Here is a 22,403-nt window from a genome sequence, read left to right on the forward strand (position 1 = left end):
GAACGCCCCATTTTTGTTTCTGTAATTTGCTCTTCCAGCCCTGTAGCCGCTGCCGCAGGCTGCGATAAGGACCGAAGGGCCTTCAAAACACCAGGGCTGCTACGCACCCCATCGCAGCCTTTGGCAGCGGCTACAGGATTTATGCCATGACGGCTGTTCCAAACCCCTCCTACATCGGGCGCTTCGCCCCGACGCCCAGCGGTCATTTGCACTTCGGCTCGCTGGTGGCCGCCCTCGCCTCGTACCTTGACGCACGCTCCGTAGGCGGGCGCTGGTTGTTGCGTATGGAAGATCTCGACCCGCCGCGTGAAATGCCCGGCGCTCAAGCCGCCATACTCGACGCCCTGCAACGCTATGGGTTTGAGTGGGACGGTGAACTGGTTCGTCAAAGCGAGCGCCATGACGCCTACGCACAGGTTGTAGACCGCTTGTTCAACCAGGGCCTGGCCTATGCCTGTACCTGCTCGCGCAAACAACTCGAAGGTTACAACGGGATTTACCCTGGGCTATGCCGTAACGCCGGCCACTCGATGGAAAACGCCGCCATTCGCCTGCGCGTGCCGGAGCTTGAATACGCCGTTGAAGACCGCGTACAAGGCACCTTCCGCCAGCATTTGGGCCGTGAAGCTGGTGACTTTATTATCCGCCGCCGCGACGGCTTGTACGCCTACCAACTGGCGGTGGTGCTCGATGATGCCTGGCAAGGGGTCACTGATATTGTGCGCGGCGCCGACCTGCTCGACTCCACACCGCGTCAGCTATACCTACAAGAGTTGCTCGGGTTATTACAGCCTCGCTACCTGCACGTGCCGCTGATCGTTCAACCCGACGGCCACAAGCTGGGCAAATCGTACCGCTCGCCGCCGCTGACACCCGATCAAGCCTCGCCCCTGCTGCTTCGCGCCCTGCGTGCACTGGGCCAGGCCCCGGACGAAAGCCTTGATGGCGCCAGCCCGCGTGAGATCCTCGATTGGGGCATTGCGCACTGGAATGCCGGGCTGATCCCGCGCACGCTCACCCTGGCCGAGGCGCAATTACGCTGACAGCCCTTGCAGGTTGCCAACCATCCGTTACCATCGCCGCACGTTTTTAGGGCATGCGGCCAGCAAAAGTGAGGGCAGGATGTATATCTATCGATTGGTCCTGTTGCTGGTTGTCGGGATCTACCTGTTTTCCCCCGCCATCATGGATTGGTGGATTGACGCGACGGGCGCCTGGTACAGGCCGTATCTGCTTTGGCTGATTCTGATCGTTGTGACCTTTATTCTTCAGAGCCAAAAAGATGCCGATGAGCTTTAGCCTGACCCAGATGGTGCTGGTCAGCGCCGCGTATTTGCTGGTGCTGTTTGCAGTGGCGTGGATCAGTGAGCGCGGCATGATCCCGCGTGCGATCATTCGCCACCCGCTGACTTACACCTTGTCGCTGGGTGTTTACGCCAGCGCCTGGGCGTTCTACGGCACCGTGGGCCTGGCGTATGAATACGGTTACGGCTTTTTATCCAGCTACCTCGGGGTGTCCGGCGCGTTCTTGCTGGCGCCCGTGTTGCTCTACCCTATTTTAAAAATCACCCGCACCTACCAGCTGTCTTCGCTGGCAGACTTGTTTGCGTTTCGCTTTCGCAGTTCATGGGCGGGCGCGCTGACCACGATTTTCATGCTGATCGGCGTGTTACCGCTGCTGGCCCTGCAAATTCAGGCCGTGGCCGACTCCATCAGCATCCTGACCCGAGAACCGGTGCAACACCGCGTAGCCCTGAGCTTCTGCGCGATGATTACCCTGTTCACAATTTTCTTCGGTTCACGGCACATCGCCACGCGTGAAAAGCACGAAGGGCTGGTGTTTGCCATTGCCTTTGAGTCGGTGATCAAGCTGGTCGCCATCGGCGGGGTTGGCCTTTATGCGCTTTACGGCGTGTTTGGTGGCCCGCAGCAACTGGAAGTCTGGCTGCTGCAAAACCAGACCGCCCTCGCCGCCCTGCACACCCCGCTGCAAGAAGGCCCTTGGCGCACCTTGCTGCTGGTGTTTTTTGCCTCGGCCATCGTGATGCCGCACATGTATCACATGACCTTCACCGAAAACCTAAATCCGCGCGGGCTGGTCAGCGCCAGCTGGGGCCTGCCGCTGTTCCTGCTGTTGATGAGCCTGGCCGTGCCGCTGATTCTCTGGGCCGGGCTCAAGCTGGGCGTCACCACCAACCCTGAGTACTTCACCCTGGGGATTGGCATCACGGCCAACAGCAAAGCTTTGGCATTACTGGCCTATGTCGGCGGGCTTTCGGCGTCCAGCGGGTTGATCATCGTCACCACCCTGGCGTTGTCGGGCATGGCGCTCAACCACCTGGTGCTGCCGCTCTATCAACCACCTGCAGAAGGCAACATCTACCGCTGGCTGAAGTGGACCCGCCGCGCGCTGATTGTGGCAATCATCATGGCCGGCTACGGGTTTTACCTGCTGCTGGGCGCCGAGCAAGACCTCGCCAACTTGGGCATCGTCGCCTTTGTCGCCACCTTGCAGTTCCTGCCGGGCGTACTCTCGGTCCTGTACTGGCCAACGGCAAACCGCCGCGGCTTCATAGCCGGGTTGCTGGCCGGGATCGTGGTGTGGATGGGCAGTATGCTGTTCCCGCTAATCGGCAACTTCCAGGGTTTCTACATCCCGTGGCTCGACATGATCTACGTGCTGGACGATACCAGCTGGCACATGGCGGCCATCGCCTCGCTCGCCGCCAACGTTCTGATGTTCACCCTGATCTCCTTGTTCACCAACGCCAGCCCCGAAGAAGCCAGCGCCGCCGAAGCCTGTGCGGTAGACAACGTGCGTCGCCCGCAACGTCGCGAACTGCATGCCGCCTCCCCGCAAGAATTTGCTACCCAACTGGCCAAACCTCTGGGCGCCAAGGCCGCGCAAAAGGAAGTCGAGCAAGCCTTGCGCGACCTGTACTTGCCCTTCGACGAGCGGCGGCCGTACGCCTTGCGGCGCTTGCGTGACCGGATCGAAGCCAACCTGTCCGGCCTGATGGGTCCCAGCGTTGCCCAAGACATGGTTGAAACCTTTTTGCCTTACAAATCAGGCGGCGAGAACTACGTCACCGAAGACATCCACTTCATCGAAAGCCGGCTTGAGGATTACCACTCACGCCTGACCGGCCTGGCCGCCGAACTCGATGCCTTGCGCCGCTATCACCGCCAAACGCTGCAAGAGCTGCCCATGGGCGTGTGCTCGCTGGCCAAGGATCAAGAGATCCTGATGTGGAACAAAGCCATGGAAGAACTGACCAGCATTCCCGCCCAGCGGGTGGTCGGTTCACGCCTGAACACCCTGGGCAACCCGTGGCGCGAATTGTTGCAGGGCTTTATCGACCTGCCCGACGAGCACTTGCACAAGCAGCATCTGGCCCTCGACGGCCAAACCCGCTGGTTGAACCTGCACAAAGCGGCCATTGATGAACCGCTGGCACCGGGTAACAGTGGCCTGGTGTTACTGGTCGAAGACTTGACCGAAACACAGATGCTCGAAGACAAACTGGTGCACTCCGAGCGGCTGGCCAGCATTGGGCGACTGGCCGCGGGCGTGGCCCATGAAATCGGCAACCCGGTGACCGGCATCGCTTGCCTGGCGCAGAACCTGCGCGAAGAGCGCGAGGACGACGGCGAACTGACCGAGATCAGCAGCCAGATCCTTGAGCAGACCAAGCGCATCTCACGCATTGTGCAGTCGCTGATGAGTTTCGCCCACGCGGGCAGCCATCAGCACAATGACGAGCCCGTCTGTCTGGCCGAAGTGGCGCAGGACGCCATTGGTCTGCTGGCCTTGAATCGGCGCAACTTTGAGGTGCAGTTTTACAACCTGTGCGACCCCGACCATTGGGTCGACGGTGACCCGCAGCGCCTGGCACAAGTGTTGATCAACCTGCTCTCAAACGCCCGCGACGCCTCGCCTGCCGGCAGCGCCGTGCGGGTCAAGAGCGAAGCCAGCGAGCACACGGTCGACCTGATCGTTGAAGACGAAGGCAGCGGAATTCCGAAGAACATCATGGACCGATTGTTCGAACCTTTCTTCACCACCAAGGACCCTGGCGAAGGCACCGGCTTGGGCCTTGCACTGGTCTATTCCATCGTTGAAGAGCATTATGGACAAATCACCATCGACAGCCCGGCTGACATTCAGAGCCAACGCGGGACCCGTATTCGGGTGACACTACCGCGTCATGTCGAAGCGACGTCCGCTGTGAACTGAGACCGTCGAGAGAACTGAATCAATGCCGCATATTTTGATCGTCGAAGACGAAACAATCATCCGCTCCGCGTTGCGCCGCCTGTTGGAGCGTAATCAGTACCAGGTCAGCGAAGCCGGCTCGGTACAGGAAGCGCAAGAGCGTTTCAGCATTCCCTCGTTCGACTTGATAGTCAGCGACTTGCGTCTGCCCGGTGCGCCCGGCACCGAGCTGATCAAGCTGGGGCAAGGCAAGCCGGTGCTGATCATGACCAGCTACGCCAGCCTGCGCTCAGCCGTCGACTCAATGAAAATGGGCGCGGTCGACTACATCGCCAAGCCGTTTGATCACGACGAAATGCTCCAGGCGGTGGCGCGCATCCTGCGCGATCGGCAAAACAGCCAGACGGTGGCCGCAACTGACCGCCCGGCCGCCAAGCCCGGTAACACCGACAAAAACACGGTGGACAACAGCAACGGCGAAATCGGCATCATTGGCTCATGCCCACCGATGCTCGACATGTACAGCAAGATCCGCAAAGTCGCGCCCACAGATTCCAATGTGCTGATTCAAGGTGAGTCCGGCACGGGTAAAGAGCTGGTCGCCCGCGCCCTGCACAACCTGTCCAAACGCGCCAAGGCCCCGATGATCTCGGTCAACTGTGCGGCCATTCCTGAATCCCTGATCGAATCCGAACTGTTCGGCCACGAAAAAGGCGCGTTTACCGGCGCCAGCGCCGGGCGGGCCGGGTTGGTCGAAGCCGCCGACGGCGGCACACTGTTCCTCGACGAAATCGGTGAGCTGCCCCTGGAAGCCCAGGCGCGCTTGCTGCGCGTGCTGCAAGAAGGCGAGATCCGCCGCGTGGGCTCGGTGCAGTCACAAAAAGTCGATGTGCGCCTGATCGCCGCGACCCACCGAGACCTCAAGAACCTGGCCAAGGTTGGCCAGTTCCGTGAAGACTTGTACTACCGCTTGCACGTTATCGCGCTCAAATTGCCTGCCTTGCGTGAGCGGGGTGCTGACGTTATCGAAATCGCCCGCGCTTTCCTCGCCCGTCAAAGCGCCCGTATTGGCCGTACCGACCTCAAGTTCGCCCCTGACGCAGAGCGCGCCATCAGCCATTACTCATGGCCGGGTAACGTACGTGAGCTGGAGAACGCCGTAGAGCGCGCCGTGATCCTGTGCGAAAGCCCGGAAATCTCGGCCGACCTGCTGGGTATCGACATCGAGCTGAGCGACTTGCAAGACGACGACTTCATCGGCCTGGCGCCGCAACAGAGCATCAGCAGCGGTAACACCAGCCTGGACCCGACCGAAGACCTGTCACTGGAAGACTACTTCCAGCACTTCGTTCTGGAGCATCAAGACCACATGACCGAGACCGAACTGGCCCGCAAGCTGGGGGTGAGTCGTAAATGCCTGTGGGAACGTCGCCAACGCCTGGGCATTCCACGCAGAAAAACCGGTGTCGCCAGCGAAAACTGAAGCGGGTAACGCTGCAGGTAACACCTCAGAACGAGAAAAAACTGTTACCGCTGATTAATCACGTAACAAAAGCCGGGGTTTACGGTAACGAAACCCCGGCTTTTTTTGGCCTGCCAAAAAGTGAAAAGCCAGAAAACCCCTTATTTTGCTGGGCCGCGCAAAAGTTGGCACGACCCCTGCTATATGTATTCGTACAAGAACAATAAGAATCACAGCAACACACAATAAAAATAAGACGTATCGGCTCACGCATAACAAAAACAACACGGCGGAGGCGCAGCTAACTGATTGTTTTGGAGAGGCGTTGTACATGGGGCATGCCCCACGGCTAGGCAGAGAACAACAAAAACTGCACTTAAAGCAGAGCCTGAACTAGTTGGATCATTGATCACATCAACACAGCGACCAAAGCAATCCGTTTGCTCTTATCTCTCAATTTGAGAGGGTTACACAGGCCAAAACCTGGTAACCAGGGCACTTAACAAAAACAAAAAGCCCGCAACTTATAATAAAAATAGAGCATGCAACTAATTCTGGGGGAGCTTCGGCTCCCCTTGTGCTTGCTGCGATTTAGAAAAAATCACTTACACGCTCTAACTCAAGCCTCTGGCAGCTATTTATAGCGTGCCGTTTGTAGCATCGCGCGCAAGAGCGGCTCAGCTTCCTACACCATCCCCTGACTAAATGCTAGAATCCCCGCCCATCATGCGGTCATTCTTCGTTTTGGCCGAACATTCCTTCAAACAGTGCATCCCATGCTGAAGAAGCTGTTCCAGTCACTCCGTACTCCCAAGCGTCGCACGCAACAACTGCGTAGCACCCCAGAAGTGCTCAACAGCGGCCAACACTCGCTGCAACGCGCTCAATTCAGCCGTTACGCCGTCAACATCGTCGAACGTCTGCAGAACGCCGGCTATGAGGCCTATCTGGTCGGCGGTTGTGTGCGCGATATGCTGCTCAACATCACGCCCAAAGACTTCGACGTTGCCACCAGCGCCACCCCTGAACAGGTGCGTGCAGAGTTTCGCAATGCGCGGATCATTGGCCGCCGGTTCAAGTTGGTTCACATCCACTTTGGCCGTGAAATCATCGAAGTCGCGACGTTCCGCGCCAATCACCCGCAAAACGACGAAGAGGAAGACAGCAACCAGTCCTCGCGTAACGAAAGCGGGCGCATTTTGCGTGACAACGTTTACGGCACTCTTGAAGAAGACGCCCAGCGTCGTGACTTCACGATCAACGCCCTGTACTACGACCCGGTCAGCGAGCGCATTCTCGATTACGCCAACGGCGTACACGACATCCGTAATCACCTGATTCGCCTGATCGGCGACCCTCAGCAGCGCTACCAGGAAGACCCGGTGCGCATGCTGCGCGCGGTGCGCTTCGCGGCCAAGCTCGACTTCGGTATCGAAAAACACACCGCAGCGCCGATCCAGGCTCTGGCGCCGATGCTGCGAGAGATCCCGTCTGCGCGGCTGTTCGAAGAAGTGCTCAAGCTGTTCCTGTCGGGCAACGCGGCTGACACCTTCGAGATGCTGGTTGACCTGCAGTTGTTCGAGCAACTGTTCCCGGCCAGTGCCGAAGCGCTTGAGCACAACCCGACATACACCCACACCCTGATCAGCGAAGCCTTGCGCAACACTGACCTGCGGATCAAACAAGGCAAACCGGTCACCCCGGCATTCCTCTTTGCCGCCTTGTTGTGGCCAGCCCTGCCGACACGCGTCATGCAACTGCAAGACCGTGGCATGCCCGCCATCCCGGCCATGCAGGAAGCGGCACACGACCTGATCGCAGAACAATGCACGCGCATTGCCATCCCCAAGCGTTTCACGCTGCCGATCCGCGAGATCTGGGACATGCAAGAACGCCTGCCGCGACGCAGTGGCAAACGCGCCGATGCGCTGCTGGATAACCCGCGCTTCCGTGCCGGCTATGACTTTTTGCTGTTGCGTGAAAGCGCTGGCGAACAGACCCACGGCCTGGGCGAGTGGTGGACCGACTACCAGGACGCCAACGACAGCGGCCGCCGCGAGATGATTCGTGAGTTGAGCAATGCCAAGGATGACGGCACCGGCCCTGCCCCGCGCAAGCGTCGCCGTACCAGCAGTAGCAAGCGTAAACGCGCAGGCGCAGACGAGTAAGTGATGGAACGTATCTACATCGGCATGGGCAGCAATCTGGCTGAGCCCACAGAGCAATTGCGCAGCGCTGTCCAAGCGCTGGCGCAACTGCCACAGTCATCTCTGGCCGGTGTTTCGGCGTTCTATCAAAGCGACTCGTTACTGCCCGGCCAGCCGCGCTACACCAATGCCGTGGCGGCCATCGACAGCACTTTGGCACCGCTGGCGTTGCTCGATGCCCTGCAAGCCATCGAGCTCGACCAAGGCCGCGAGCGTCACGAGCGCTGGGGGCCGCGTACGCTGGATCTGGACATCCTGCTCTTTGGCGATCGCCTGATCGACGAGCCTCGCCTCAAAGTCCCGCACTACCACATGCACGCCCGCCCTTTCGTGCTGTACCCGCTGGCCGAACTCGTGCCCGCAGCGCTGGTCCTTGCTGACGGCCGCCGTCTTGAGCAATTGCTTGCAGACTGCCCATTCGTCGGCCTTGAGCGCATGGCGCCATTCGCTGAAACGAATCAATAACCGCGGTAACACCCACGCGGTAACACCTCTAATTGACTTCCAGTGTCCCCGTCACGACTATAGGCATCCCGCTGCCGTCCATTTGACGGCGCAATGTGAAAAGCAGGCGTTATAAGCACCGTTACTAAAAGGTGTGCCTGCTTCTACGATGAATCACATGCGTGACACGCAGTGGTTATCACACTGCCTGACGAGGATCCTTTTTCATGCCGGCTATTACCCTGACCACCCTGCAAAGCCTTAAGCAAAAAGGTGAAAAAATCACCATGCTGACGTGCTATGACGCCACCTTTTCCCACGTCTGTAATCAGGCGGGTGTGGAAGTGTTACTGGTGGGCGACTCCCTGGGCATGGTTCTGCAAGGGCATGACAGCACTTTGCCAGTCACTACCCGCGACATGGCGTACCACGTGGCCAGCGTCAAACGCGGCAACCAGGACGCACTGATCCTCGCCGACTTGCCCTTCATGGCCAACGCGACCACAGAGCAAACCCTGAACAACAGCGCCCAACTGATGCAGGCGGGTGCGCACATGGTCAAAGTGGAAGGCGCCGTATGGCTTGCCGAGTCGATCCGCCTGCTGACCGAGCGCGGTATTCCGGTGTGCGCGCACATGGGCCTGACGCCGCAAACTGTCAACGTCCTGGGCGGCTATAAAGTCCAGGGTCGTAACGAAAACCAGGCCCGCCAGATGCGCGCCGATGCCATTGCCCTGGAACAAGCCGGTGCGGCCATGTTGCTGCTCGAATGCGTCCCTAGCGAATTGGCCAAGGAAATCACCCACGCGGTGAAAATCCCGGTGATCGGTATTGGCGCTGGCAGTGACACCGACGGCCAGGTGCTGGTGCTGCACGACATGCTCGGCCTGTCACTGACCGGGCGCGTTCCCAAGTTCGTGAAGAACTTCATGACGGGTCAACCCGACATCCAATCGGCAATCAGCGCTTACGTGGCTGAAGTCAAAGCCGTCAGCTTTCCTGGCACCGAACACGGATTCTCTGCATGAACACAGTCAAAACCGTTCGCGAGTTGCGCGCAGCCGTCGCACGCGCTCGCAGCGAAGGCAAACAAATCGGCCTGGTGCCCACCATGGGCAACCTGCACAGCGGCCATGCGGCCTTGGTCACTACCGCTGCTCAGCAAGCCGATTTCGTGGTGGCGAGCATTTTCGTCAACCCGCTGCAGTTCGGTGCCAATGAAGACCTCGACACCTACCCGCGTACGCTTGCGGCCGATCAGGAAACGCTCCTGCAAGCAGGCTGCAACCTGCTGTTCGCGCCGACCGTAGAAGAAATGTACCCCCACGGCATGACGGGCCTGACCCGCGTGACCGCCGCGCAACTGAGCAATGAACTGTGCGGCAGCCGCCGTCCGGGGCATTTCGACGGCGTCACCACTGTCGTCAGCAAGCTGTTCAATATGGTTCAGCCCGATCTGGCCATCTTTGGCCAAAAAGACTTCCAGCAACTGGCCGTTATCCGCGCCATGGTCCTTGACCTGAACATCCCGGTGCAGATTATTGGCGAGCCAACTGTGCGAGCTGAAGACGGCCTGGCCTTGTCTTCGCGCAATGGCTATTTGACCGAAGAACAGCGCCAGCTCGCGCCAGCGCTGTATCGCCATCTGAACGAAATCGCCCAGGCCATCAAGGCCGGTGAGCGTGATTACGCCGGGCTGGTTCGCCACCATCTGGCGCTGATCGAAGCCAAAGGTTTTCGCCCCGACTACCTGGAGATCCGCCAGGCACAAACCCTGCTACCAGCAACCGCCGATGACCGTGATCTGGTGATTCTTGTTGCGGCGTTCCTGGGGGCAACACGCCTGATCGACAACATTCACCTGAACCTTGAAGGTTCTTTTTAACAAGCAGACTGCACGGAACAGCAGATCCGCCGCCTAACCCTTCACCTATCACTGAAAACTGTGTAGTACCCGAGTAACATGCTCGTGACAAAAGTTACGCAGCAGTGTCAGACAAAGCCGAGACAGAAGCAGGCGCGAGGTTTACTGTAATCGCCCTGCTTCTGAACGAAGCGCAGAATCAGACCAGCCGAAATCTTGATCTCAAATCGAAGGTTTCGGTGTTTTCAGTGTCCAAAAGGCAGTTCAAGCAAAAGGATATTCGCAGCGATGGCGTACTACCGCACTCCTCACGACGTTACCGCTCTGCCCGCCTGGCAAGCGCTCAAACTCCACCGCGCCGACATGCAACATTTCAGCATGCGCGATGCGTTCAACAGCAACCCCAAGCGCTTTGAGGATTTCACCCTCAGCAGCTGCGGGTTGTTTCTGGATTACTCGAAAAACCTGATCACCGACCAGACCCGCAGCTTGCTGGTCAATCTGGCCAACGAAGCCGACCTTAAAAACGCGATCAAGTCGCTGTTTGAAGGCGACATCGTCAACGCCTCCGAAGGTCGCCCGGCCCTGCACACGGCACTGCGTCGCCCTGTGGCCGACAAACTGTCGGTGAACGGCGTCAACATCATGCCCCAGGTGCACAAAGTCCTGAACCAAATGACCGAGCTGGTCGGGCGGATTCACGACGGTCTGTGGCGTGGCTACACCGAAAAGCCAATCACTGACGTGGTCAACATCGGCATTGGCGGCTCGTTCCTCGGCCCTGAGCTGGTGTCTGAAGCACTGCTGTCCTACGCGCAAAAAGGCGTTCGCTGCCACTATCTGGCGAACATCGACGGCAGCGAGTTCCACGAACTGACCGCAAAACTGCGCGCCGAAACCACGCTGTTTATCGTCTCGTCGAAATCCTTCAACACCCTCGAAACCCTCAAGAACGCTCAAGCAGCACGGGCCTGGTACTTGGCTCAGGGTGGTTCGGAGGCTGAACTGCATCGCCACTTTATCGCCGTGTCGAGCAACAACGCGGCGGCCGTAGCGTTCGGTATCCGTGAAGAAAACATCTTCCCGATGTGGGACTGGGTAGGCGGTCGTTACTCGCTGTGGTCGGCCATCGGTTTGCCGATTGCACTGGCCATCGGCATGTCCAACTTCAAAGAACTGCTGTCCGGTGCCTACAGCATGGACCAGCATTTCCAGAACGCTCCGTTCGAACAGAACATGCCGGTGCTGATGGCTGCGCTGGGTGTGTGGTACGGCAACTTCTGGGGCGCGCAAAGCCACGCGATCCTGCCGTACGACCACTACCTGCGTAACATCACCAAGCACTTGCAACAGTTGGACATGGAATCCAACGGCAAGAGCGTGCGCCAGGACGGCACACCGGTTTCGACCGACACCGGCCCGGTGATCTGGGGCGGCGTAGGCTGCAACGGTCAGCACGCTTATCACCAGTTGCTGCATCAAGGCACCCAGTTAATTCCGGCCGACTTTATCGTGCCGATTGTCAGCTTCAACCCGGTGTCTGATCACCATCAGTGGTTGTACGCCAACTGCTTGTCGCAGAGCCAGGCGCTGATGCTGGGTAAAACCCGTGCAGAAGCCGAAGCCGAGTTGCGCGACAAGGGCATGAGCGAAGAAGACGTGCAAAAGCTCGCGCCGCACAAGGTCATCCCGGGCAACCGTCCGAGCAATACCTTGGTGGTTGAACGCATCAGCCCGCGCCGTCTGGGTGCACTGGTGGCGCTGTACGAGCACAAAGTCTTCGTACAAAGCGTTATCTGGGGCATCAACGCGTTCGACCAGTGGGGCGTTGAGCTGGGTAAAGAACTCGGCAAAGGCGTTTACAACCGCCTGACCGGCAACCTCGAAGAGCCAGCAGAAGACGCATCGACCCAAGGTCTGATCAACTACTTCCGCGGCCGTCATCGCGGTTGATTGATAGCCAGCCAGTCTTCCCGACTGGCTGGCTCAACCGAGGCCCCATGGAACTTATCCGCCGCCCCATCGAACGCCAAATCATGAGCCTCACCGGGCTTTCGCTCGGGCGTCTCGACCTCGAAAACCCTAAAGGCGACCCTGGCCTGTTTGGCCCGGACTCGATCAGTTGGCGTGTGCACGGTGACTTCACCAGCATGCTGATTGGCGGCATCAGCGCCTTGATGCTGCAAGCCTTGCACCCACTGGCCTTGGCCGGGGTATGGGACCACTCCAATTTCCGCCAGGACATGCTGGGCCGGTTGCGTCGCACCGGGCAGTTTATTTCCGGCACCACCTTTGGCTCCACTGCGGACGCCAACTGGTTGATCGACAAAGTACGCACCATTCACCTGCAAGTGACCGGCACCGGGCTTGATGGCAGGCCTTATGCTGCCAGCGACCCGGAACTGCTGACCTGGGTGCATGTGGCCGAAGTCAGCAACTTTCTTGCGGCCCATCTTCGCTACCGTAATCCGCATTTGTCTGGCGAAGATCAAGACCGTTACTACGACGAAATAGCCTTGGTCGCTGAACACTTGGGCGCTACGCAGGTGCCGCGCTCACGCCAGCAAATCGCCGAGTACCTCGACCGTGTTCGCCCGCAGTTGCTGTGCGATGAACGCAGCCAAGAAGTGATTCGCCTGCTGCTCAATGCGCCCGCCCCCAGCTTGCTGGCCAAACCGTTTGGGGCATTGATGATGCAGGCCGGGATTGATTTGCTGCCCGATTGGGCCAGCGATCAACTTGAGCTTGAACAACGCCCTGTCACTCGCCAGCTTGTGCGCACGTGCGTGAACAGCACCGCGCCGATCTTGCGCTGGGCCGTGCGCAATGGCTCGGTGCAACGCGCACGGCGGCGCATGGGGCTTGAATGACGGGTGCCAGGCAGCGCTGACAGCGTCTGTTCTGTTAAACTGCCGCGCCTTATCTGTCCCCCAAGGCGCAACGCATGTCTTCCTTGAATCAGGCGCTGCGCGCCGCCCTCGATAATCGTCACGATCTGCTGGCCGAGCTGCACAGCCAGGGCACTGATTGCTATCGCCTGTTCCACGGCAGTCAGGAAGGCGCTGGCGGTTTGACCATCGACCGCTACGGCCCGCAGTTGCTGGTGCAAAGCTTCCATCAGCGTCTTGAGCGCGATGATCTGCTGCAACTGCATGACGCCATCAACCAGCACCTGGGCCTTGAACTGCTGCTGGTCTACAACGACCGCTCCCAAGGCAACTCGCGCATCGATCGCGAAGACACGGTGTACCGCGCTGAAGACGCTGCGCTGGCTGACATGGTCGGTCACGAATGGGGACTCAACTACCGCGTGCGCGGGCGCCATGCTGGCCAGGACCCGCTGTTGTTTCTCGACCTGCGCAACGCACGCGGCTGGGTCAAACAACACAGCGCCGGTAAAAGCGTCCTCAACCTCTTTGCTTACACCTGCGGTGTGGGCCTGAGCGCGGCTGCGGGCGGCGCCAGTGAAGTCTGCAACCTGGACTTTGCCGAGGGCAACCTGGCGGTAGGCCGTGAAAATGGCCTGCTGAACCCGGAACTGAAAAAAATGAAGTTTATGCAGTCCGACTACTTCGCCGCGATCCGCCAACTGGCCGGGCTGCCCATCGTACAACGCCGTCACAAACTGCCCGCCTACCCGCGCCTCGATCAGCGTGAATACGACCTGGTGCTGCTCGACCCGCCTGCCTGGGCCAAAAGTGCGTTCGGCACCGTCGACCTGCTGCGCGACTATCAAAGCCTGCTCAAGCCTGCGGTTCTGACAACCGCCAAGGACGGGGTGCTGATCTGTTGTAACAACCTGGCAAAAGTCAGCATGGACGACTGGCGTGAGCAGGTCTTGCGCTGCGCCGAGAAGGCTGGCCGCCCCGTGCGCGACTGGCAGGTCCTGACACCCGCTGCAGACTTCCCGTCCATGGATAACCAGCCGCCGCTGAAAACGCTGATTTTGCAGTTCTAAAACGCGGCACCAAAGGGAAAAGTCCTACCCGAAATAAGGCGCTCATATCGGAACCGGAAACGCGTGCCATACTCAAAGGCACTCCTGAACGTAAAGACGACGCCTCACATGCTCAAAGGATTGTTACGCGCCATTGGCGCAGTGTTAACGGCTATCGCGATTTATAGCGTGCTGGGCTTCTTTATCGTGCCCGGCGTCGGCTTGCGCATCATTAATCAGCAGCTAGCCAACTACGCCACCGTCCCGGCCAAACTCGACCGGTTGGAGTTCAATCCCTTCAGCCTCGAGCTGACGCTGTGGGGCTTTAGAGTGGGCGAACCCGGCAAGGAACAAGTCGGGTTCGACCGTCTTTACACCAACCTGCAAGTCGACAGCCTGTGGACCAAAGCCCTGCACCTGACCGACGTACAACTGGACAAGCCGAAGACCGAATTGCTGTTCAACAAGGACGGCACGTTCAATCTGGCCCAGTTGTTCAAGTTGCCGGCCAGCGAGCCAACGCCTGACAACCCCGACAGCAAACCTTTCCCGGTACGCATCGACACCATCAAGCTCGCTGACGGCTACCTGCATTTTATTGATCAGCGGCCCAGCGAGCCGATCGAGTTTCTGTATGACTCGATGAACCTTGAGCTGAAAAACCTCAGCACCCTGCCCGAAGACAACGCCAACATGACCCTGGTGGCGAACGGTCCAGCGGGCGGGCGCATCGACTGGACCGGCACGCTGAGCCTGGTGCCGATTGCCTCCAGCGGCAAGCTCAGCGTCACCGACAGCCAAATGAAAGCCTGGTGGCCGTATGTGCGCGATGCACTGCCCTTGGTGCTTGAAAACGGCGTGCTGAACTTCAGCACGGACTACACGCTGAACCTGGCTAAAGACACCGAGCTGGTCTTGAACACCCTCACGGCCAGCATTGCGCCGTTTAAGGTCAATGCACCGGATGGTCGTCCGCTGGCGCGCCTGGAACGTTTGACGGTCAGCGACACGACCGTCGATTTGGCCAAGCAGCAGGTGGTGGTCGGCAAGATCCAGAGTAACAACCTGGAGACCTGGGCAGCCCGCGAAAAAGATGGTCAGCTCGACTGGCAAAAACTGTTTGCCAGCCAACCGGCCAAACCGGCGCAAAAGACCGATGACGTCGTCACCGTTGAGGCTCCCAAACCAGCCCCGGTAGCACCCAGCAAACCCTGGCAAGTGCTGCTCAAGGATGTTGAGTTGCGCGACTACCGGGTGCACCTGGCCGACAAAGAGCCCAAAACACCCGTCGCGCTGGATGTTGGCCCGCTCAACCTCAACTTGAAGAATTTTGACAGCCTCAATCGCTCCCCCTTCACAGTCACACTCGACACCGGTGTGGGCAAACAAGGCAAGCTGACGGCCAGCGGCGACGTCAACCTGAGCCCGATCAGCGCGAAACTCAAAGTCACCACCCAAGATATCGACCTGCGGGTCGCCCAAGCCTACATCGACCCGTTTCTGCGCCTCGAACTGCGCAGCGGCATGCTTGGCAGTGATCTGGCGGTGGACCTCAAAGGCACCGAACCGCTGGCCTTTACCGTAGAAGGCCGTGCCCAGGTCGATCAGCTGCACACGCTGGACACGATGAAAAACCGTGACTTCCTTAAGTGGCAGCGCCTGGTACTCGAAAACCTCAAGTATCAGCACGACGACAGCCTGTCGATTGCCAAGGTCAACCTGACACAGCCCTACGTGCGCTTCATGATCAATGATGATCGCACCACCAACATTGATGACTTGTTAATCCCGCAAGCCCCCAACAAGGACGCGAAAAGCGCGGCCAAACCGGCAGCGAGCGCGAGCAAGCCTTTGGCCATTCATGTGGGCGGTATAGCGATCAATGACGGCTCGGCCAACTTTGCCGACTTCACCCTGACACCGTTTTTCGCCACGGCCATTCAACAGCTCAACGGTGAGATTGGCACCATTGACAGCCGCCAAGCCAAGCCGGCCAGTGTGAACGTGGCGGGCAAGGTTGATCGCTACGCGCCAGTTACGATCAAGGGTAACGTCAATCCTTTTGACCCGATGGCCAGCCTCGATATCGCCACCAGCTTCAAACGCGTCGAACTGACCACGCTGACGCCCTATTCGGGCAAATTCGCCGGTTATCGCATTCGCAAGGGCCGACTGAGCCTGGACCTTCACTACCTGATTACCAAAGGCCAGCTCAAGGCTGAGAACAAAGTAGTAATTGAGCAACTGCAACTGGGTGAGAAGGTCGACAGTCCTGACGCCGTCAACCTGCCGCTGAAACTGGCCGTGGCCTTGCTCAAAGATACTGACGGCACGATTTCGATTGAACTGCCGGTAACAGGCGACCTGAACAACCCGCAGTTCAGTGTGATGCCGATTGTTTGGCAAACCCTGCGCAACCTGGTCCTGCGTGCCGCCCAAGCGCCGTTCAAGTTCATTGGCGGGCTGATCAGCGGCGGTGGCTCTGAAGACCTCGGCACGGTGTCATTCGCGCCAGGCTCCAGCGAGCTGAGCCCGGAGGCGCAAAAGGCCCTGAACACACTGGCGCAAGCCTTGAAACAACGCCCGGCTTTGCGTCTGGAGATCGAAGGCACGGCTGCCCGCAGCAGCGACGGCCCGCTGATTGCCCAAGAGCGTCTGGAGCGTGAATACCAGTACAACTACTACAAGATCCTCCAGCGTCGGGGCGACAAAGTGCCTGCTCAGGCATCGTTGCTGAAGGTCCCGGAGGATGAAAAAGGCCCCTTGCTGGAAGGCATCTACCGGACACGCCTCAAGCAGCAGCCGCCTGCCGAGTGGGCCAAGCTGAGTCGCGATGAACGAGCCGCCAAAATGAGTGCCGCGTTGATCGACTTCTGGAGCAAAAGCGACGTGCTACTGCGCCAACTGGGCCAGGAGCGGGCAAGCAGCATCAAAGACTACCTCGTCGACAAAGGCGGTTTGGCTGATGAGCGCGTGTACTTCATCGACGCCACCTTGGGCGAAGCCGAAAGCGATGGCCGGGTGATTTCACCGCTGCATTTGGACAGCGAGTAAAGGCCAGATACCTTCGTACCTCGACAGTCATCACACAAAAAATAAGCGATTGATTCTGAGCGCTCTGTAGGAGCGAGCTTGTCTCGCGATCTTTTGATCTGGCTTTTGATCTAATAGCCCCCTCACCCTAGCCCTCTCCCGCAGGAGAGGGAACCGATTGGGGGATGCTGAAGATACTCGGCGGCCTGTTTGCTGCGCGACAGCGCGGCGTCGGCGACCAGTGCAACGGTGCGGCCATCCACCCGGCCTGTAGGAGCTGCCGAAGGCTGCGATCTTTTGATCTTGGCCCTACAAAAATAGAACAGCCCCCGGCGCAGTGCGCCGGGGGCTGTAATGGCCACATCCGTGTGGCCGTCGCATGAACCTATTCTGAAAGCTGCGGGCGTAACACTTAAATCACCTGCTCCTGCTTTCCCCCGGCTCTACGAATTAGCGGGATTACTCAGCTTTCAGGCCGTCAGCCGAAACAGCTTGAACGCCTTTGATTTTCTTGGCGATGTTGACCGCGATCTTTTTCTGCGCATCGGTGATCGCAACTGTCGAAGACAGGGACACTACACCTTTGTTGGTTTCAACTTTGATGTCCGAACCTGGAATGCCCTTTTCGGTCAGCAGGTCAGATTTAACTTTGGTCGTGATCCAAGTGTCAGAAGTAGCTTCCTTGGCTTTGGTGACTTCACCAGCAGCGACAACCATCGGTGCTTGAGTCGTTGCTTGAGCTGCGAACGCAGCGTTGGCCAGAGTCATGGTCAGAGCGGTGGCAGTTGCGGCAGCAATAGCGAACTTCTTCATACAAGTAACTCCTGTCTTCTTAAAAATCTGCGCCGTCTCACAGCAGCAGGGTTACCAGTACTATTGCAGGGCCTGTGCCAACTTTTTAAAACAATAAAAGCCTTTATTATCAATGACTTACTGAACATCTAGTTTTAGCCCGTCGTGCAGATTGCATGACCTCATTCAAATCAGCATGCAAGTTGCGGGTTTTCGATCATGGCCTTTTGCACTGTTTTTTGTGCGGGCACAAAAAAAGGATCCCGAAGGATCCTTTTTTCACAGCAGGAGTCAGCAGCGATTAAGCTTGCGACGCCTTTGCAGCAGCTACGTCTTTGATCGACAGCTTGATACGGCCGCGGTTGTCCACGTCCAGTACCAGTACTTCCACTTCCTGACCTTCTTTCAGAATGTCAGTCACTTTCTCAACACGAGCATCGCTCAGCATCGAGATGTGAACCAGGCCGTCTTTGCCTGGCAGGATGTTGACGAATGCGCCGAAGTCGACGATGCGCTCAACCTTACCGATGTAGATTTTGCCGATTTCAGCTTCAGCGGTGATGCTCAGAACGCGCTGACGAGCCGCTTCTGCTGCTTCTTTGGACTCGCCGAAGATTTTGATCGAACCGTCGTCTTCGATGTCGATCGAAGCCTTGGTTTCTTCACAGATTGCACGGATAGTCGCGCCGCCTTTACCGATAACGTCACGGATTTTGTCGGTGTCGATTTTCATCGCGATCATGGTCGGCGCGTTAGCCGACAGTTCGTTACGCGACTGACCGATGATCTGGTTCATCTGGCCCAAGATGTTCAGGCGAGCTTCCAGGGCTTGGCCCAGGGCGATCTCCATGATTTCTTCGGTGATGCCTTTGATCTTGATGTCCATCTGCAGCGCGGTAACACCTTTGGAGGTACCGGCTACTTTGAAGTCCATGTCACCCAGGTGGTCTTCGTCACCCAGGATGTCGGTCAGAACTGCGAATTTCTCGCCTTCCTTAACCAGGCCCATGGCGATACCGGCAACCGGTGCCTTCATCGGAACACCAGCGTCCATCAGTGCCAGGGATGCGCCACAGACCGAAGCCATGGAGCTGGAACCGTTGGATTCAGTGATTTCCGATACCACACGGATGGTGTACGGGAACACGTCAGCAGCAGGCAGCATAGCCTGAACCGAACGGCGTGCCAGACGGCCGTGACCGATTTCGCGACGACCTGCACCACCCATACGACCACACTCACCTACCGAGAACGGAGGGAAGTTGTAGTGCAGCATGAACGGATCTTTTTTCTCGCCTTCCAGGGTGTCCAGCAGTTGTGCATCACGGGCAGTACCCAGCGTTGCAACCACCAGCGCCTGAGTTTCACCACGGGTGAACAGTGCTGAACCGTGGGTTTTTGGCAGAACGCCAACTTCGATGTTCAGAGGGCGAACAGTCTTGGTGTCACGGCCATCGATACGCGGCTTGCCGTTTACGATGTTTTCGCGAACGGTGCGGTATTCGATTTCGCCGAAGGCCGCTTTAACTTCGCTGGCAGAAGGCTGGCCTTCTTCACCGGACAGCTTGGCAACCACTTGGTCTTTCAGCTCGCCCAGACGCGCGTAACGGTCGGCCTTGATGGTGATGGTGTAAGCCTGGGAGATCGCCTCGCCGAACTCGGCACGGATAGCGCCCAGCAGTGCGGTGGCTTCTGGGGCAGCAGCCCAGTCCCACGTTGGTTTGGCAGCTTCAGCAGCCAGCTCTTTAACGGCCTGGATAACGACCTGGAACTCGTCGTGAGCGAACAGTACCGCGCCCAGCATCTGGTCTTCGGTCAGCTCTTTGGCTTCCGATTCAACCATCAACACAGCTTCCGACGTACCGGCAACAACCATGTCCAGGCTCGAAGCGGCCAGTTGCTCGTAAGTCGGGTTCAACAGGTAGCCAGTGCTTTCGTGGTAAGCAACGCGAGCAGCGCCGATTGGACCATCAAAAGGAATACCGGAGATGGCCAGCGCAGCCGAGGTACCGATCATCGCAGCGACGTCCGGATCGGTTTTTTTGCTGGTGGACAGAACGGTGCAGACAACCTGCACTTCGTTCATGAAGCCTTCCGGGAACAGTGGACGGATCGGACGGTCGATCAGACGCGAGGTCAGGGTTTCTTTCTCGGAAGGGCGACCTTCACGCTTGAAGAAACCGCCCGGGATTTTACCCGCGGCGTAGGTTTTTTCTTGGTAGTGAACAGACAGAGGGAAGAAGCCCTTGCCTGCATCAGCATGTTTTGCACCGACAACGGTCACCAACACGCTGACGTCGTCGTCAACAGTGACCAATACTGCGCCGGAAGCCTGACGGGCGATACGGCCAGTCTCGAGGGTGACGGTCGACTGACCGAACTGGAATTTTTTGATAACCGGGTTCACGGTGTCCTACCTTCTCTTTGTGACTCTTGGGGAACGGGTTTCTTACGAAAAACGTGTGCACCGCCGGGGCGTGCCCGACTCAAGATGCTTACGAAAGCAGCCGTCAGGGTGAGCTTTCGTAAGAATCCGTCTGGTCCAGATAAAACTTGAGGCTGGAAGCCTGCCGCACGCCCGTGGGAACCCCACAGGCGCGCAACAAACAACCAGCCTCTAGCAACATCGCTATTAGCGACGCAGACCCAGGCGAGCGATCAGCGCAGCGTAACGGCTGATGTCCTTGCCTTTCAGGTAGTCCAGCAGCTTACGACGCTGGTTTACCATGCGGATCAGACCACGACGGGAGTGGTGATCTTTACCGTTGGCCTTGAAGTGACCTTGCAGCGTGTTGATGTTAAAGGTCAGCAGTGCAACTTGCACTTCTGGAGAACCTGTATCACCTGGAGCTTGCTGGTAGTCTTTTACGATTTCTGCTTTGTGTTCAACTGTCAGTGCCATGAGGCATTTCCTTTCTTTAGGGCTCTGCTTGCAAGCAAGACAGATCCAATAGGCCGAGGACAAATCCTCGTATTAAAAAAGTGAGATGTGACCGTGCCTAATAACAGCCACCCTCTTTCAGTTCGGTCCGCGGCCGTTAAGCCTCGAACCGACCTGCTCCGGTCATTCTGACCGAATCAGTCGACGTGGCGCGATACGCCCGTCTTCGCTCACTTCACCGATACCGATAAAGCGACCGTTGTGATCTTGTACCCGCACCATACCGAACTTGGGTGCATCGGGAGCACGTACCGGCTGGCCATTAAGCCAATAGAAGGCGCTGGCCTCCGAAAAGTGCAGCAGCGGCCAGTCGAGCAAACCACTGTCCGATGGCATCAGGAAGCGATCAACCGCTTCGTTGCCGCCCTCGGCGTGTACGGCTTCCAGCTCTTCCAGCGTCACGGTCTGCGCGAGGCTGAAAGGTCCGGCTTGTGTGCGTCGCAACTCTGCAACATATGCACCACAGCCCAGTTCTTCACCGATATCTTCCACGAGGGTACGGATATAGGTGCCTTTGGTGCAGTCAACCGACAAGCGCGCGGTGTCGCCTTCGCTGGCCAGTAATTCGAGGCGGGTAATAGTAACAGAACGCGGTTCACGCTCCACCACTTCACCCGCACGCGCCAACTTGTAAAGTGGCTGGCCATCGCGCTTGAGCGCCGAGTACATCGGCGGTATCTGACTGATTTGCCCACGAAATTTAGGCAAAACGGCTTCGATATCGGCGCGACCAACGGTCACTGGGCGCGTTTGCAAAACTTCACCTTCCGCATCGGCGGTGGTGGTGGTCTTGCCCAATTGCATCAGGGTTTCATAACCCTTGTCGGAATCGAGCAAGTATTGCGAAAACTTGGTGGCTTCGCCAAAGCACAACGGCAATACGCCGCTGGCCAATGGATCGAGGCTACCGGTGTGCCCTGCCTTCTCGGCATTGAGCAGCCAGCGAACTTTCTGCAAGGCCGCGTTGGAGGTGAATCCAAGCGGCTTGTCGAGCAGGATAATGCCGCTGACGTTACGACGGATACGCTTGACCTGAGCCACCGCTTACTCCTTGGTGTCTTCAGGAGCAGAGGCGTCGTGCTGGTTGTCCTCAGCCACTGCGCGCTCGATCAACGCAGACAGGTGAGCACCACGTGCGACGCTTTCGTCGTAGTGGAAGTGCAATTGAGGAACGCTGCGCAGCTTCATTTCACGTGCCAGTTGCATACGCAGGAAGCCCGCAGCAGCGTTCAGCACCTTGATGGTCTGAGCGATGTCTTGCGAGTTGTCCTGGCCCATGACGGTGATGAAAATTTTGGCGTGACCGACGTCACGGCTCACTTCCACCGCCGTAATGGTGACCAGACCTACGCGCGGGTCTTTGACTTCGCGACGGATCAACTGGGCCAGCTCGCGCTGCATCTGATCGCCGATTCGTTGGGTACGGCTATATTCTTTTGCCATGTCTTGTTACCTGTTACTCACCCATGGGAAACCCATGCGTTCTGAAAGCGGCAAACGCCCGGCC

The 22,403-nt window shown here is 58.3% G+C and carries 16 protein-coding genes; 11 read left to right on the forward strand and 5 right to left on the reverse strand.

What is annotated here, in order from left to right:
• Positions 1 to 146 precede the first annotated feature (146 nt).
• The 11 genes from gluQRS to QMX84_RS07700 all read left to right on the forward strand — a co-directional run bounded on the left by gluQRS (position 147) and on the right by QMX84_RS07700 (position 17,184).
• Positions 147 to 1,043: a tRNA glutamyl-Q(34) synthetase GluQRS gene (gene gluQRS, locus QMX84_RS07650; RefSeq protein WP_282363521.1), complete on the forward strand. Its 897-nt coding sequence runs from the start codon at positions 147 to 149 to the stop codon at positions 1,041 to 1,043.
• Between the two features lie 239 nt (positions 1,044 to 1,282).
• On the forward strand, positions 1,283 to 4,237 hold the full coding sequence (locus QMX84_RS07655) for a sensor histidine kinase (protein WP_162208453.1): 2,955 nt from the start codon (positions 1,283 to 1,285) through the stop codon (positions 4,235 to 4,237).
• Between the two features lie 22 nt (positions 4,238 to 4,259).
• Positions 4,260 to 5,699, forward strand: a complete 1,440-nt coding sequence (locus QMX84_RS07660; protein WP_153333986.1) for a sigma-54 dependent transcriptional regulator — start codon at positions 4,260 to 4,262, stop codon at positions 5,697 to 5,699.
• 755 nt (positions 5,700 to 6,454) lie between these two features.
• Entirely contained in the window at positions 6,455 to 7,846 is a 1,392-nt protein-coding gene (locus tag QMX84_RS07665) for a polynucleotide adenylyltransferase PcnB (protein ID WP_262123748.1), read from the forward strand.
• 3 nt (positions 7,847 to 7,849) lie between these two features.
• Entirely contained in the window at positions 7,850 to 8,350 is a 501-nt protein-coding gene (gene folK, locus QMX84_RS07670) for a 2-amino-4-hydroxy-6-hydroxymethyldihydropteridine diphosphokinase (protein WP_262123747.1), read from the forward strand.
• Positions 8,351 to 8,556: 206 nt separating this feature from the next.
• A complete protein-coding gene (panB, locus tag QMX84_RS07675) occupies positions 8,557 to 9,357 on the forward strand; it encodes a 3-methyl-2-oxobutanoate hydroxymethyltransferase (RefSeq protein ID WP_123751740.1) in 801 nt (266 codons plus the stop codon).
• Complete coding sequence (gene panC, locus QMX84_RS07680; protein ID WP_262123746.1) at positions 9,354 to 10,214, forward strand: pantoate--beta-alanine ligase; 861 nt, start codon at positions 9,354 to 9,356, stop codon at positions 10,212 to 10,214. Before panB ends, panC begins: the two co-directional genes overlap by 4 nt.
• 267 nt (positions 10,215 to 10,481) lie before the next feature.
• On the forward strand, positions 10,482 to 12,146 hold the full coding sequence (pgi, locus tag QMX84_RS07685; RefSeq protein WP_153333996.1) for a glucose-6-phosphate isomerase: 1,665 nt from the start codon (positions 10,482 to 10,484) through the stop codon (positions 12,144 to 12,146).
• 47 nt (positions 12,147 to 12,193) lie between these two features.
• Entirely contained in the window at positions 12,194 to 13,063 is an 870-nt protein-coding gene (locus QMX84_RS07690) for an oxygenase MpaB family protein (RefSeq protein WP_282363522.1), read from the forward strand.
• A 74-nt stretch (positions 13,064 to 13,137) separates the two neighbouring features.
• Positions 13,138 to 14,151 carry a class I SAM-dependent methyltransferase gene (locus QMX84_RS07695; RefSeq protein ID WP_282363523.1) on the forward strand — a complete coding sequence of 338 codons (1,014 nt, stop codon included), beginning with the start codon at positions 13,138 to 13,140 and terminating at the stop codon, positions 14,149 to 14,151.
• A gap of 108 nt (positions 14,152 to 14,259) precedes the next feature.
• Positions 14,260 to 17,184, forward strand: coding sequence for a DUF748 domain-containing protein (locus QMX84_RS07700; RefSeq protein ID WP_282363524.1), 2,925 nt, complete (start codon positions 14,260 to 14,262; stop codon positions 17,182 to 17,184).
• A gap of 438 nt (positions 17,185 to 17,622) precedes the next feature.
• Here QMX84_RS07700 and QMX84_RS07705 read toward each other — a convergent pair whose 3' ends face one another.
• The 5 genes from QMX84_RS07705 to rbfA form a co-directional block, all read right to left on the reverse strand.
• The gene (locus QMX84_RS07705; RefSeq protein ID WP_282363525.1) at positions 17,623 to 17,976 is read right to left on the reverse strand and encodes a BON domain-containing protein; all 354 of its coding nucleotides are present in this window, start codon (positions 17,974 to 17,976) and stop codon (positions 17,623 to 17,625) included.
• A gap of 280 nt (positions 17,977 to 18,256) precedes the next feature.
• Positions 18,257 to 20,362, reverse strand: coding sequence for a polyribonucleotide nucleotidyltransferase (pnp, locus tag QMX84_RS07710; protein WP_262123742.1), 2,106 nt, complete (start codon positions 20,360 to 20,362; stop codon positions 18,257 to 18,259).
• Positions 20,363 to 20,587: 225 nt separating this feature from the next.
• Positions 20,588 to 20,857 carry a 30S ribosomal protein S15 gene (gene rpsO, locus QMX84_RS07715; RefSeq protein ID WP_048373279.1) on the reverse strand — a complete coding sequence of 90 codons (270 nt, stop codon included), beginning with the start codon at positions 20,855 to 20,857 and terminating at the stop codon, positions 20,588 to 20,590.
• Between the two features lie 162 nt (positions 20,858 to 21,019).
• Complete coding sequence (gene truB, locus QMX84_RS07720; RefSeq protein ID WP_048385660.1) at positions 21,020 to 21,937, reverse strand: tRNA pseudouridine(55) synthase TruB; 918 nt, start codon at positions 21,935 to 21,937, stop codon at positions 21,020 to 21,022.
• A gap of 3 nt (positions 21,938 to 21,940) precedes the next feature.
• Positions 21,941 to 22,339, reverse strand: coding sequence for a 30S ribosome-binding factor RbfA (rbfA, locus tag QMX84_RS07725; protein ID WP_048373275.1), 399 nt, complete (start codon positions 22,337 to 22,339; stop codon positions 21,941 to 21,943).
• Positions 22,340 to 22,403: the final 64 nt, after the last annotated feature.

Origin of the sequence: Pseudomonas sp. PS01297 (assembly GCF_029959305.1) — a bacterium.
Lineage (GTDB): Bacteria > Pseudomonadota > Gammaproteobacteria > Pseudomonadales > Pseudomonadaceae > Aquipseudomonas > Aquipseudomonas helleri.